This window comes from Phytopseudomonas flavescens, from assembly GCF_900100535.1.
Classification (GTDB): Bacteria; Pseudomonadota; Gammaproteobacteria; order Pseudomonadales; family Pseudomonadaceae; genus Aquipseudomonas; species Aquipseudomonas flavescens.
Genome location: NZ_FNDG01000024.1, coordinates 13,366 through 26,906, shown reverse-complemented (window position 1 = coordinate 26,906; position 13,541 = coordinate 13,366). Strand labels below are relative to the sequence as shown.

General features: G+C 63.1%; 14 protein-coding genes. 5 read left to right on the top strand and 9 right to left on the bottom strand.

The window, feature by feature from the left end; all coding sequences use genetic code 11:
- The first annotated feature begins 31 nt into the window (after positions 1-31).
- Together BLR94_RS23285 and BLR94_RS23280 are read left to right on the top strand one after the other, a co-directional pair.
- On the top strand, positions 32-1,342 hold the full coding sequence (locus tag BLR94_RS23285) for a S41 family peptidase (protein WP_084308293.1): 1,311 nt from the start codon (positions 32-34) through the stop codon (positions 1,340-1,342).
- A 138-nt stretch (positions 1,343-1,480) separates the two neighbouring features.
- Complete coding sequence (locus tag BLR94_RS23280; protein ID WP_084308292.1) at positions 1,481-2,029, top strand: hypothetical protein; 549 nt, start codon at positions 1,481-1,483, stop codon at positions 2,027-2,029.
- Between the two features lie 11 nt (positions 2,030-2,040).
- On the opposite strand, the gene BLR94_RS23275 is transcribed toward BLR94_RS23280, so the two are convergent.
- From BLR94_RS23275 to BLR94_RS23235, 9 genes are all read right to left on the bottom strand, one after another.
- Positions 2,041-2,793, bottom strand: a complete 753-nt coding sequence (locus tag BLR94_RS23275; RefSeq protein WP_084308360.1) for a substrate-binding periplasmic protein — start codon at positions 2,791-2,793, stop codon at positions 2,041-2,043.
- 182 nt (positions 2,794-2,975) lie between these two features.
- Entirely contained in the window at positions 2,976-3,731 is a 756-nt protein-coding gene (locus BLR94_RS23270) for a substrate-binding periplasmic protein (protein ID WP_084308291.1), read from the bottom strand.
- 214 nt (positions 3,732-3,945) lie between these two features.
- The gene (gene hisF, locus BLR94_RS23265; protein WP_084308290.1) at positions 3,946-4,716 is read right to left on the bottom strand and encodes an imidazole glycerol phosphate synthase subunit HisF; all 771 of its coding nucleotides are present in this window, start codon (positions 4,714-4,716) and stop codon (positions 3,946-3,948) included.
- A 22-nt stretch (positions 4,717-4,738) separates the two neighbouring features.
- Positions 4,739-5,035 (bottom strand): chorismate mutase, encoded by a 297-nt coding sequence (locus tag BLR94_RS23260; RefSeq protein WP_084308289.1) that lies wholly within the window; start codon positions 5,033-5,035, stop codon positions 4,739-4,741.
- A gap of 43 nt (positions 5,036-5,078) precedes the next feature.
- The gene (hisA, locus tag BLR94_RS23255; protein ID WP_084308288.1) at positions 5,079-5,816 is read right to left on the bottom strand and encodes a 1-(5-phosphoribosyl)-5-[(5-phosphoribosylamino)methylideneamino]imidazole-4-carboxamide isomerase; all 738 of its coding nucleotides are present in this window, start codon (positions 5,814-5,816) and stop codon (positions 5,079-5,081) included.
- A gap of 37 nt (positions 5,817-5,853) precedes the next feature.
- Complete coding sequence (locus BLR94_RS23250; protein WP_084308287.1) at positions 5,854-6,108, bottom strand: DUF2164 domain-containing protein; 255 nt, start codon at positions 6,106-6,108, stop codon at positions 5,854-5,856.
- Positions 6,108-6,746, bottom strand: coding sequence for an imidazole glycerol phosphate synthase subunit HisH (hisH, locus tag BLR94_RS23245; protein WP_084308286.1), 639 nt, complete (start codon positions 6,744-6,746; stop codon positions 6,108-6,110). The genes BLR94_RS23250 and hisH overlap by 1 nt, the downstream gene beginning before the upstream one ends.
- Positions 6,746-7,339: an imidazoleglycerol-phosphate dehydratase HisB gene (gene hisB / locus BLR94_RS23240; protein WP_084308285.1), complete on the bottom strand. Its 594-nt coding sequence runs from the start codon at positions 7,337-7,339 to the stop codon at positions 6,746-6,748. The genes hisH and hisB overlap by 1 nt, the downstream gene beginning before the upstream one ends.
- Positions 7,340-7,522: 183 nt before the next feature.
- On the bottom strand, positions 7,523-9,181 hold the full coding sequence (locus BLR94_RS23235; protein WP_084308284.1) for an OFA family MFS transporter: 1,659 nt from the start codon (positions 9,179-9,181) through the stop codon (positions 7,523-7,525).
- Positions 9,182-9,899: 718 nt separating this feature from the next.
- Between BLR94_RS23235 and BLR94_RS23230 the strand changes: the two genes are divergently transcribed.
- From BLR94_RS23230 to BLR94_RS23220, 3 genes are read left to right on the top strand one after another with little or no spacing between them, the layout of a single operon-like run.
- Entirely contained in the window at positions 9,900-12,131 is a 2,232-nt protein-coding gene (locus BLR94_RS23230; RefSeq protein WP_084308283.1) for an AsmA family protein, read from the top strand.
- A complete protein-coding gene (mutY, locus tag BLR94_RS23225) occupies positions 12,128-13,195 on the top strand; it encodes an A/G-specific adenine glycosylase (protein WP_084308282.1) in 1,068 nt (355 codons plus the stop codon). Before BLR94_RS23230 ends, mutY begins: the two co-directional genes overlap by 4 nt.
- On the top strand, positions 13,192-13,464 hold the full coding sequence (locus BLR94_RS23220; protein ID WP_084308281.1) for an oxidative damage protection protein: 273 nt from the start codon (positions 13,192-13,194) through the stop codon (positions 13,462-13,464). Before mutY ends, BLR94_RS23220 begins: the two co-directional genes overlap by 4 nt.
- Positions 13,465-13,541 lie beyond the last annotated feature (77 nt).

The window sequence follows — 13,541 nt, the reverse complement described above, 5'->3', positions numbered from 1 at the left end:
CGCCATCTCATTGTCGTAGGAGTTAGCTCGAATGCCGCAACTGTCTCGCTTCACCTCCCTGGCCCTGGCGATCGCCCTGCTCGGTGGAGCACCCGTGCTGCATGCCGACCAGGCTCCGATCACCCCTGCGCCGGCCGCCGACCAGAACGCCGCGCCGCTGCCGCTCGAGGAGCTGCGCACCTTCGCCGAGGTGATGGATCGCATCAAGGCCGCCTACGTGGAGCCGGTGACCGACAAGGAGCTGCTGGAGAACGCCATCAAGGGCATGCTCAGCAATCTCGACCCGCACTCGGCGTATCTCGACCCGAAAGCCTTCGCCGAGCTGCAGGAAAGCACCAGCGGCGAATTCGGCGGCCTGGGCATCGAAGTCGGCACCGAGGACGGCTTCATCAAGGTGGTTTCGCCCATCGACGATACCCCCGCCTCCAAGGCCGGCATTCACCCCGGCGACCTGATCGTCAAGATCGACGGCAAGCCGACCAAGGGCCTGTCGATGATGGAAGCCGTGGACCGGATGCGCGGCAAGGCCGGCAGCAAGATTCTGCTCACCCTGGTGCGCGAAGGCGGCAAGCCGTTCGACGTGCAACTGACCCGCGCGGTGATCAAGGTCACCAGCGTGCGCAGCCAGTTGCTCGACCCGGGCTATGGTTACATCCGCGTCACCCAGTTCCAGGTCAACACCGGCGAAGAGGTCGGCAAGGCGCTCAACAAGCTGCGCAAGGAGAATGGCAAGAAGCTCAGCGGCCTGGTGCTCGACCTGCGCAACAACCCGGGCGGCGTGCTGCAGTCGGCCGTCGAAGTGGCCGACCACTTCCTCAAGAAAGGCCTGATCGTCTACACCAAGGGCCGTATCCCCAACTCCGAGCTGCGTTTCTCTGCCGATCCCCTGGACGCCAGCGAAGGCGTGCCACTGGTGGTGCTGATCAACGGTGGCAGTGCCTCGGCATCGGAAATCGTCGCCGGCGCCCTGCAGGATCACAAACGCGGTGTGGTGATGGGCACCGACAGCTTCGGCAAGGGCTCGGTGCAGACCGTCCTGCCGCTGAACAACGACCGCGCGCTGAAGATCACCACCGCGCTGTACTTCACCCCTAACGGCCGTTCCATCCAGGCCCAGGGTATCGTCCCGGACGTGGAGGTGGCGCGCGCCAAGCTGACCCGCGAGAGCGACGACCCGAGCCTCAAGGAAGCCGACCTGCAGGGTCACCTCGGTAACGGCAACGGCGGCGCCGACCGCCCGAGCCAGGGCGGGGCCGGCAAGGCCGCCCGCCCACAGGATGACGACTACCAGCTGAGCCAGGCGCTGAACCTGCTCAAAGGTTTGAACGTCACCCGCAACTAGCGCCCCCGCGCTCGGCAAAAGCCCCATTGCAGCTCTCTGCAATGGGGCTTTTTCATGGAATCGGCCACTGACCGCAGCAGAGGATTCTTGTTAGATTCCACCATTGAACGGCAGCCCCACCATCGCCAGGAGCCCTGCATGTCGAAATCGATCGTCGATGCCAACTACCGTTTCATAGCCGCCTACCAGGAAGTCAATGCGCGCATCGCGCAACGCCAGCAGGCGTTGGCGCTGTATGTGACCATAGTGGTCAGCCTGCTCGCCGCGCTGGTGGCCCTGCGCCCGACCACGGCCAGCAACCCCGCCCCCATCGAATGGCTGATGCTCGGTTTTCCCGTCGCGGCGATCTGCTTCGCCTTTCTCAACTACAAGGCCGAACGGGCGATCACCAACCTGCGCACCTTCCTCTCGCTACTCGAACGCCTGGGCGACGCCAACCTGAGCCTGCCCAGCTACAATACCGACCACAAGTGGTCGCACAGCGCCAACAAGGCGCGGCGCTTCCATGATTACGCCGCTGCGGTGCTGGTTGCCGGCGGCAACTTCATCGGCCTGGGTGCGGCGCAAAGCATCTACCCTCAGCGCCTGTCCGAACAGCCAGTGTTCTGGTACGTGGCGGCGGCACTGGCATTGGCATCGTTTCTGGTGGTGCTGCTCAGCTCCCGCTGGAGCTATTCGCCGCAATAGCCGCGCGGCGCCTACAGATAGCTGTTGGTCATCTCGTCGACGAAGCCTTCGCTGCGCAACTGGTCGAGCGCCTTCTGCAGGCGTTGCACGACTTCGTCCGGGGTGTCCTTGTTCAATGCCAGGTAAAGCTCGGCCTCATTGAAGCGCAACACCGTGATCAGGCCACTCACCCCCTCCTGCTTGGCCAGGTAGCGGCCGACCGGGTCGGTGGTGGCCCATAGATCGATCTTGCCGGACGTGAGCTTCTTGACGTTTTCCTGGTCGCGCAGGGCGTTGACCGGTACCAGGCCCTGGCCTTCCAGGTGTTGGCTGACCGCATCGTTCTTGTAGGCGCCGATGCTGTACTGGCCAGCTTCCTTCAGGCTGTTGACGGTCAGGCGGCTGCCGGGCGCGGCCAGCAGCACCCAACTGGTCTTGGCCAGCGGGCCGACCCACTTGAACAGTGGCTGGCGCTCAGGGGTGAAGGTGGTGGAAAACAGACCGTAATTGGGCTTGTCGAGGGTCAGCTTGTAAAGGCGATCCCAGGGGAAGCGCAGGGTAAGGGTGTAATCGATCTGTGCGCGCTTGAACATCTCGCGCACCAGGTCGGCACTGATACCATCGATGGCGTCTTCGCGGGCGAAATTCTTGTCGTCCACCGCCATGTTGAACGGCGGGAAGTTCTCGGTCAGCAACACCATCTTGTAGTCGGGTGGCAGCTCGGCCCTGGCGGCACTTGCCGCGAAAGCGAGCAACAGCACAAGCGCTTTCAACGTATTCAACATCAGTCGTCCCGCCGTGGTCATGGTTATGTTGGGCGGCCTCCTGCCGAATCCCCATCACCACCTTCCATGGCAATGACTGGCGCATGCCGCGCCAAGGCACGCATTGCTGCATGAAAACCAGTCATCGACCCCGCGCAGGCGACCTCGGCAGCCGACGCGGTACTTTCCAACGGCCTTCATGCCTACAGATAGCTGTTGAGGATGGAGTCGACGTAACCCTCAGCACGCATCTTGTCCAGTTCCGACTGCAGCTTCTGTACCACCTCGTCCGGCACGTCCCTGTTGAGGGCCAGATACAGTTGCGCACTATTGAAACGCATCACCGTTTTCAAGCCGCTGACGCCTTCCTGGCGTGCCAGATAGCGGCCGGCTGGATCACCGGTGGCCCACAGGTCGATCTGGCCATTGACGAGTTTCCTGGCATTTTCCTGGTCACGCAGCGAGGTGATCGGCTGCAGCCCCTGCTTATCCAGATACTCGGCGATGGCATCGCCTTTGTAGGCACCGATGCGGTACTGCCTGGCCTGCTGCAGATTGCTCACCACCAGGTTGCTGTCGCCACGCGCCAGCAGCACCCAGTCGTCCGGGCCGATTGGCCCGACCCATTTGAACAGTTGCTCGCGCTCAGGCAGACGCGCGGTCACGAACACACCGTAGCCGGGCTTCTCCAGGGCGAGTTTATAGATACGATCCCAGGGGAAACGCAGGGTGAGGCTGTAGGATACGCCGGCGCGCTTGAACATCTCGCGCACCACGTCCACGGCGATGCCATCGATGTTGTCTTCCTGCGCGAAGTTCTTGCCATTGATCGCCATGTTGTAAGGCGGAAAGTTTTCCGTCAGCAACACCACGTTGTAGTTCGGGTCGATTTCGGCGCGTGCCGCCGATGCCATCACGAGCAGGGCCGTCGCCGCTGCCCACCACAGACGTTTGTACATGAACTCGACTACCTGCCAATTCAGAGCGTTGACGGGCGGCCGGAAAGGTGACGCCCGGAGCGAACAGGCGGTTCGGTCATAAATACCGGGCTAAACGCCCTGGCTCGACCGGTCCCTGTCACACGGCGGCTAGCTTAGCGCCATTAAAGGGCATCCCAAAGCGCAAATGCACCCTGGATGAGCAACCATTACCTCCAGGCGCTGCGTGTGCGGTTCAGCGCACCACGATGCCGCGGCTGGCCAGGTAGGCCTTGGCTTCTGGCACCGTGTATTCGCCGAAATGGAAGATGCTCGCCGCCAGCACCGCCGCCGCCTTGCCTTCGATGATGCCATCGGCCAGGTGCTGCAGGTTGCCGACGCCGCCGGAGGCGATCACCGGGATGCCCACGGCCTCACTGATGGCACGGGTCACGCCCAGGTCGTAGCCGCTCTTCACGCCATCCTGATCCATGCTGGTCAGGAGAATTTCGCCAGCACCCAGGCCCTCCATCTTCTGCGCCCAGGCCACCGCATCGAGGCCGGTGGGCTTGCGACCGCCATGGGTGAAGATTTCCCAGCGCGGCGTTTCGCCCGGGGCGGAGACCTTCTTGGCATCGATGGCGACGACGATGCACTGCGAGCCGAAGCGCGAGGCAGCCTCGCCGACGAACTCGGGGGTGAACACCGCGGCGGTGTTGATCGATACCTTGTCGGCACCGGCATTGAGCAGGTTGCGGATGTCCATCACGGTGCGTACGCCACCGCCCACGGTCAACGGGATGAACACCTGGCTGGCCATGCGCTCGACGGTATGCAACGTGGTATCTCGGCCGTCGACGCTGGCGGTGATATCGAGAAAGGTGATCTCGTCGGCGCCCTGCTCGTCGTAACGGCGTGCGATCTCCACCGGGTCGCCGGCATCGCGGATGTTCTCGAACTTGACGCCCTTGACCACACGGCCGTTGTCCACGTCGAGGCAGGGGATGATGCGTTTGGCCAATGCCATAGGGTCTCTCCGGAATACGACGTCAGGCGGATGGATTCAAGCCGGCGTGCTCGGTCAGTTCGGTCTCGATGAAGGCAGCGATCATGGCACGGTAGACGTGCTCGATCACCTCGGGAGAGGCCCCCGACTCACGCGCCAGCTCTCTGACCTTGGCAACGACCTGCTCGACCCGCTGTGGCGCCCGTACGGCATCGCTGTCACGCTTGAACCGAGCGGCTTGGCGAACATAGCCACCGCGCTCGGCCAGCAACTGGACGATGTGCCGATCAAGAGCATCGATCTGCGTACGCACCTCGTCGATTGAATGGCATTCGATCATTGCAGGTTCCCTGTACCGAGCCAGGCTGTCGCCTGACGTAACGTCAACCGTTGAAGGAATCGCAAAAGGCCTGGGCCTCGGCGACGTCCAGGGTGCCTTCATAGATGGCCCGGCCGGTGATGGCGCCGATGATGCCCGGCGAGCGGGCCAGCAGCAGCTTCTCGACGTCGCCCAGGTTGTGGATGCCACCCGAGGCGATCACCGGAATGCGGCTGGCAGCGGCCAGGGCCGCGGTGGCCTCGACGTTGCAGCCTTGCATCATGCCGTCCTTGGCGATGTCGGTGTAGACGATCGCCGAGACGCCATCGGCCTCGAAGCGACGCGCCAGGTCGGTGGCCTGCACGGTGCTGACTTCAGCCCAGCCGTCGGTGGCGACGAAACCATCCTTGGCATCCAGGCCGACGATCACCTTGCCTGGGAAGGCCTTGCAGGCATCGGTCACGAACTGCGGATCTTTCACCGCCTTGGTGCCGATGATCACGTAGCTGACGCCCGCCCTGACGTAATGCTCGATGGTTTCCAGGGAGCGGATACCGCCGCCGATCTGGATCGGCAGGTTCGGGTAGCGTTTGGCGATGGCAGTGACCACGTCGCCGTTGACGGGCTTGCCTTCGAACGCACCGTTGAGGTCGACCAGATGCAGACGACGGCAACCGCCTTCGACCCACTTGGCAGCCATGCTCACCGGGTCATCGGAGAACACCGTGGAATCTTCCATACGGCCCTGACGCAAACGCACACAGGCGCCGTCCTTGAGGTCGATAGCGGGGATAATCAGCATCTGTACACCTTGTTCAGTTCAATCAGCGTGGCTGGGATCAATCTTTCTCGAGCGCCCACAGGTCGACTTCGAGGCTTTCGAAGCGTTCGCGCAGCAGGCCGTGCGCGTCGTTGACCGCCCGGTTGTAGTAATGCGGCGCCACTTCGCGGCCAAACAGTTCGAGCAGCTCCAGCACCTCGAAAGACCCCAACTGCAGCTCGTAGCGGTCGGCCAGGAAGCGCTGCAGCTTGTGCACCGCGTCGCTTTCCTGCTCGGGCGTGAGCGTGAGGATCGGGCTCTTCAGCCTGGCCATTACCAGCGGCCATCCCAGGCGGCGAAGTTCTGCAGCAGTTGCAGGCCGTGGGTGTGGCTCTTTTCCGGGTGAAATTGCACGGCGAAGCGCGAGCCGTCGGCCAGGGCAGCAGCGAAATCCTTGCCGTAATGCCCACGGCCAACGACCTGCTGCGCCTTGCCGGCTTCGATGTAGTAGCTGTGCACGAAGTAAAAGCGCGCCTGGTCGGGAATGCTGTGCCACAGCGGGTGCTTGACCGCCTGGGCAACCTCGTTCCAGCCCATATGGGGGACTTTCAGAGGCTCGCCGTCTTCGACCATGCCTTTGCCGAAGAAGCGCACCTGGCCGGGGAACAGGCCGATGCAGTCGACACCGTCGTTCTCCTCGCTACGCTCGAGCAGCGCCTGCATGCCCACGCAGATGCCCAGGAACGGACGATCCCGGCTGACTTCGCGCACCAGCTCGTCGAAGCCCAGGCGGCGGATCTCGGCCATGCAATCGCGGATCGCGCCAACCCCGGGGAACACCACGCGGTCGGCCTCGCGGATCACCTGGGCATCGCTGGTCACCACCACCCGGCCGGCACCGACGTGCTCCAGTGCCTTGGCCACAGAGTGCAGGTTGCCCATGCCATAGTCGATGACTGCAACCGTCTGCATCAGAGCACGCCCTTGGTCGACGGCATCTGGCCGGCCATGCGTGGATCGAGCTCCACGGCCATGCGCAGGGCACGACCGAAGGCCTTGAACACGGTTTCGATCTGGTGGTGGGTATTCACGCCACGCAGGTTGTCGATGTGCAGGCTGACCTGAGCATGGTTGACGAAGCCCTGGAAGAACTCCTGGAACAGGTCGACATCGAATCCGCCGACCACGGCGCGGGTAAAGGGCACGTGCATCTGCAGGCCCGGACGACCGGAGAAGTCGATGACCACACGCGACAACGCTTCATCCAGCGGCACGTAGGAATGGCCATAGCGGGTCATGCCCTTTTTGTCGCCGACGGCTTTGGCGAAGGCCTGGCCGAGGGTGATACCGACGTCTTCGACGGTGTGGTGGTCGTCGATTTCAAGGTCGCCCTTGCAGAAGATGTCGAGGTCGATCAGGCCGTGGCGGGCGATCTGGTCGAGCATATGCTCGAAAAACGGCACGCCGGTATCGAACGTGGCCTTGCCGGTGCCATCCAGATTGATCGAGACCTTGATCTGGGTCTCCAGGGTATTGCGCTCGACGGATGCCGTACGTTCGGCCATCACCTGCTCCACAAAATCGTTGGGCGAAAGGGTCGCCATTATAGGCTGATAAGCAGCGAACCTATAAAGCCACACGGCAAAAATGGACGAAAAACGCGTGAGGCCTGGCTGGAAAAAATGACACCCACAAAAAATCCCGCGGGCGCACAGGGCACCGGCGGGATTCTTGCGAACGACGGACCGTTACTGGAACAGCACGACGGTCTTCTGCAGGGTCACCCAGACTCCCCATGCCAGCGGTATACCCACGGCCAGCCAGGCAGCGATGACCAGCGGTTTGCTCGACGGATCGGCAGCCCACTCCAGCTCGTTGGCGGTGGGCCTGGATTTCTCGCCGTGCGCGCGCTCGGCAGCCAGCTGTTCTTCGCTCATGAAGTACTTGGGATCCACCGGACGAACCAGCAGGTTGCAGATGAAGCCCAGCACCAGCAGGCCAGCGAGAATATACAGGGTGATGTCGTAGGCAGCAGCGCGCTCGACGCCGATGCTCAGCTGATATTCACGCAGGTAGTTCACCAGTACCGGACCCAGCACGCCAGCGAACGCCCAGGCAGTCAGCAGGCGGCCATGGATCGCGCCGACCATCTGGGTACCGAACAGGTCCGCCAGATAGGCCGGCACGGTCGCGAAGCCGCCACCGTACATGGACAGGATCAGGCAGAAGGCGAACACGAACAGGGCCACGCTGCCCAGGTGACCGGTCCATGGAACCAGCGCGTACAGGCTGAAACCCAGGGCGAAGAACACGAAATAGGTCGCCTTGCGGCCGATCAGGTCGGAGAACGATGCCCAGAAGAAGCGCCCGCCGATGTTGAACAGGCTCAGCAGACCGGTGAAGCCGGCAGCGATGGCAGCGATCTGGCTCAGTTGTGCGGCATTCAATTCGCCGAAGGAAAGGCTGAGGCCGATCAGCTTGCCACCGAATACTTCCTGCAGCATCGGCGAAGCCATGCCGATGATGCCGATACCGGCAGAGACGTTCAGGCAAAGTACGGCCCACACCAGCCAGAACTGCGGGGTTTTCCACGCGGTGTTCACGTGTACGTGCCCCTTGGTGATCATCGCGTTGTTGGCCTTGGCTGTCGGAGCCACCCAACCGGCAGGCTTCCAGCCGGTCGGCGGAACGCGATAGGAAAGAGCCCCGCCGACCATGAAGATGAAATAGATCACCGCCATCACCACGAAGCTCTGCCACACGCCGACGTCGGTTTCACTGGCAAAATGGCCCATCAGCGCAGCCGCCAGCGGGGCACCGACCATCGCGCCACCACCGAAGCCCATGATGGCCATGCCGGTCGCCATGCCGCGTTTGTCCGGGAACCACTTGATCAGGGTCGATACCGGGGAGATGTAACCCAGGCCCAGCCCGATGCCACCGATCACCCCGGAGCCGATCCACATCAACCAGATCTGGTGCGTGTAGATGCCGAGCGCGGAAATCAACAGGCCACCACACCAGCACACCGCCGACACCAGGCCGGCCTTGCGCGGGCCGGCATGTTCCAGCCAGCCGCCCCATACGGCAGCCGAACAACCCAGGAAGACGAAGAACAGCGTGTAGATCCAGCCCAGCATGGAGATCTGCCAATCGCAGTTGCTGGCGAAGATCTGCTCGAAGAAGCCGATCTCCGGGGCACAGGCGACGGCGGTACCGATCCCGATGGCTTTCGACAACGGCAGCCAGAATACGGAAAATCCGTAGGCCATACCGATGCACAGGTGGATGGCGAGGGCAGCTGGCGGAACCAGCCAGCGGTTGAAACCGGGCTTAGCGATGATGCGCGCTTTGGACAAGAACGCGGGGGTCACCGAAGCACCGTTTTGCACGATGGCGTCAGTCATTTTTCTTCTCTGATTTTAGGTTGGCAAACAAATCACTACCGGCAATACGGGTAGTGATGGGGCGACACAGCAAACATGTTTCAGCGAGTCATTCGCAGCCAGCAGGACGCCAGCGTCTGTCGAGGATTCAGCACAAGCCGCGCGCTGGACCGCCAACAGACCCTAAAGATCCCGCGACATTGTGTCACACAGCCATAGCGCTTGTGCAGCCGTCCAGGCAGCACAATTAGCCGCCCGGGGCAACTTTTGCATGGCATCGATGGCCCGGCGTCCGCAGGCCACGCCCTAGCCGATGGCAATCTGCCCGTCGGCAAAGGCGTTACCACCCTTGAGCCTTCCCGATAACGGGATGAGCCAGCCCTGCTCAGGTGCGGGCGATACGCGCCTGAGCAGGCGGCACTGCCACGACAGGCATGCGCCGTTGAGGGCTCGGCCACACGGCATTGCCCTGGGCTGCAGAGCCGCCGACTCGCCGCTCAAGCCGCCATTCAGCAGATAGGTACCGGCCAAGACTCGGTTGGCCAGCTACCGCGCAATGAGACGACCTGCTGCACATAGCGCCGAGTCGCGGTCTACCTCGGCGAGCGAAGCGATTCGGCAGCCAATCCGGCCAGGCCAAGGGCGTTCGCCAAACATCGCCCACAGGCTTTGGCCGCGGGCCCGCCGTCGGCGTTATACTCGCGAATCCACATTTCTCGTCACTGCATAGGACTCGTCCATGAAAGCGCTCGGCAAAATCCTGGGTCTGTTCTTCCTCGGACTGCTGCTGATCATCGTGGCGTTGGGCTTTGCCCTGACTCACCTCTTCGATCCCAACGACTACAAGGATGAAATCCGCCAATTGGCGCGGGACAAGGCCAACCTGGAGTTGACCCTCAACGGCGATATCGGCTGGAGCCTGTTCCCCTGGCTGGGCCTGGAACTGACCGACGCCACGCTGGCCAGCGCCAGCACGCCGGACAAACCCTTCGCCAACCTGCGCCTGCTCGGCCTGTCGGTGCGTGTGCTGCCGCTGCTGCGCAAGGAAGTGCAGATGAGCGACATCCGCGTCGATGGCCTCAACCTCGACCTGCAGCGCGACGAGAATGGCCATGGCAACTGGGAAGATGTCGGCCGCCCTGCCGCCAAGCCAGGCGAAAAGCCGGCCGAGCAGACCGCCGCTGGCGACCCGCAGCAGCCGCAATCCGAACCCGCCCAGGAAAGCAGTGCCCAGCCGATCAAGCTGGACATCGACAGCCTGATCGTCAACGGCGCCCGGGTGGACTACCGCGACGCTCAGAAGGGCCAGCAATTCAGCGCCGAAAGCATCCAGCTCACCACCGGCGCGATTCGCGAGGGCGCTGGCGTGCCGATCAAGCTCAGCGCCTTCTTCGGCAGTAACCATCCGGTGATGCGTGCACGCAGCGAACTGCAGGGCGAGTTGCGTTTCGACCGCGTGCTCAAGCGTTATCAGCTCGAAGACGCGCGCCTGTCCGGTGAGGCCTCCGGCGAGCCCTTCAACGGCCAGACCCTCACCTACGCTGCCCAGGGCCAACTGCTGGTCGACCTGGCGGCCCAGGTGGCCGAGTGGAACGGCCTGAAGCTCTCGGCCAACCAGCTGCGCGCTCTGGGTGAATTGAAGATTCGCGACCTGCAGAGCGATCCCAAGGTGTCTGGTGGCCTGTCGGTCGCTCCGGTCAACCTGCGCGAATTCCTTGCCAGCCTCGGCCAGAAGCTACCGCCGATGAGCGACGAGAAGACCCTGGCGCAGTTCGAACTGGTGACCCAGCTCGGCGGCACGCCAAACAGCCTGTCGCTGGATGAACTGACCCTCAAGCTCGATGACAGCACCTTCACCGGCAAGATCGCCGTCGCCGATTTCGCCAAGCAGGCACTGCGTGTACAGCTCAAGGGCGACAAGCTGAATCTCGACCGCTATCTGCCAGCGCAGAGCAAGGACAAGAAGGACAGCGATACCGCCCGCAAGGCCGAGGTGCGCGAAACCGTCGCCAACGCCGGGCAGGCAGGCAGCACGCCAGTGCCCGACGCGCCGACCCAGCAGGCCTGGAGTTCGAGCGAAGTGTTGCCGATCCCCACGCTGCGCAAACTGGACCTGCAAGCCACGCTGAACCTCGACCAACTGACCGTGCAGAAGCAGGCCATCGACACGTTCAGCGTCAAGGCTCGTAGCCAGGGCGGCATGCTGAATCTGGAAGAACTGCGTGGCAACCTCGGCAGCGGCAACTTCACCATCAAGGCCGACGCCGACGTGCGTCCGGCCGTACCGGTGCTCAGCCTGCATACGCAGTTGAACGGCATCCCGGTCGAACCCTTCCTCAAGGACGAACAACGTCCTTCGCCGCTCAAGGGCCTGCTCGACCTGAAGAGCGACCTGACCACCAGCGGCAACAGTCAGAAAGCCTGGGTAGATGCACTCAACGGCACCGCCAGCTTTTTGCTCAAGGATGGCGTACTGGTCGATGCCAACCTCGAGCAGCAGCTATGCCGTGGCATCGCCAGCCTCAATCGCAAATCGCTGAGTGGCGACCCGCGCAGCAAGGACACCCCGTTCGAGCGCCTGCAGGGCAGCCTCGACATCCGTAACGGCGTGGCCAGCAACCCGGATCTGCAAGCGCGCATCCCCGGCCTCAGCGTGACCGGCGACGGCGACCTCGACCTGCGCGTGCTGGGCATGGACTACCGCGTGGGCATCACCATCGAGGGCGATCAGCGCGAGATGCCGGATCCGGCCTGCGAGGTCAACCGTCGCTACGTTGGCGTCGCCTGGCCGCTGCACTGCCGCGGCCCGCTGGAACTGGGTGCCAAAGCCTGTCGCCTGGATCAGGCGGGGATGGGCAAGGTAGCCGCCAAACTGGCCGGAGACCGGATCAACGAAAAACTCGAGGAGAAGCTTGGCGACAAGGTCAGCCCCGAACTGAAAGACGCACTCAAGGGCCTGTTCAACCGATGACCCCCGAGCAATTCTCCAGCGCGGTACTGAGCTGGTACGACACCCATGGACGCAAGGACCTGCCCTGGCAGCAGGGCATCACGCCCTACCGCGTATGGGTATCGGAAATCATGCTGCAGCAGACCCAGGTCAGCACCGTGCTCGGCTACTTCGATCGCTTCATGAGCTCGCTGCCCACCGTGCGCGATCTGGCCGAGGCCCCCGAAGACGAAGTGCTGCACCTGTGGACCGGCCTTGGCTACTACACCCGCGCCCGCAACCTGCAGAAAACCGCACGGATCATCATGCGCGAGCACGGCGGCGAATTCCCCCGGGATGTCGAAGCGCTCACCGAACTGCCCGGCATCGGCCGTTCCACGGCCGGAGCCATTGCCAGCCTGAGCATGGGCCTGCGCGCGCCGATTCTCGACGGTAACGTCAAGCGCGTGCTGGCCCGCTACGTGGCCCAGGAAGGCTATCCGGGCGAACCCAGGGTGGCCAGACAGCTGTGGGCCGTGGCCGAGCGCTTCCTGCCGGACGAACGCGTCAACCACTATACCCAGGCGATGATGGACCTGGGCGCCACGCTGTGTACCCGCAGCAAGCCCACCTGCCTGCTTTGCCCGGTGCAGAGCGGCTGCGAAGCACACCTGCTGGGCCTGGAGATCCGCTACCCGGTGGCCAAGCCGCGCAAGGAGCTGCCGCAAAAGCGCACCCTGATGCCGATGCTGGTCAGCCGCGACGGCGCCATCCTGCTCTATCGGCGCCCTTCGACCGGTCTGTGGGGCGGCCTGTGGAGCCTTCCTGAACTCGATGACCTGGAAGCCCTGGCAGCGCTCGCCGATCAGCACCAGTTGCGCCTCGGTGAACGCCGCCAGCTCGACGGCCTGACCCACACCTTCAGCCACTTCCAGTTGGCCATCGACCCCTGGCTGATCGAAGCCGACGGCGTTGCCGGTCACGTGGCCGATGCCGACTGGCTCTGGTATAACCTCGCCACCCCGCCGCGCCTGGGGCTCGCCGCCCCGGTGAAGAAACTGCTGAAACGCGCGGCCGACGCACTGCATACAGGAGAAATGGCATGACCCGCACCGTGATGTGCCGCAAGCACAAACAACAACTGCCCGGCCTGGATCGCGCGCCCTACCCTGGCGCCAAAGGCGAAGACATCTACCAGAACGTCTCCAGGCAAGCCTGGGAAGAATGGCAGAAGCACCAGACCCTGCTGATCAACGAACGTCGCCTGAACATGATGAACGCCGAAGATCGCAAATTCCTGCAGGCCGAGATGGACAAGTTCCTGTCCGGCGAAGACTACGCACAAGCGGAAGGCTACGTTCCCCCGAGCGAATAAGGGCCGAAGACGTAAGCGCCCGGAATATTTAAATATTTTCCAAAAAAACGTTTGACACTAAAAAGCGAAAACCGTCT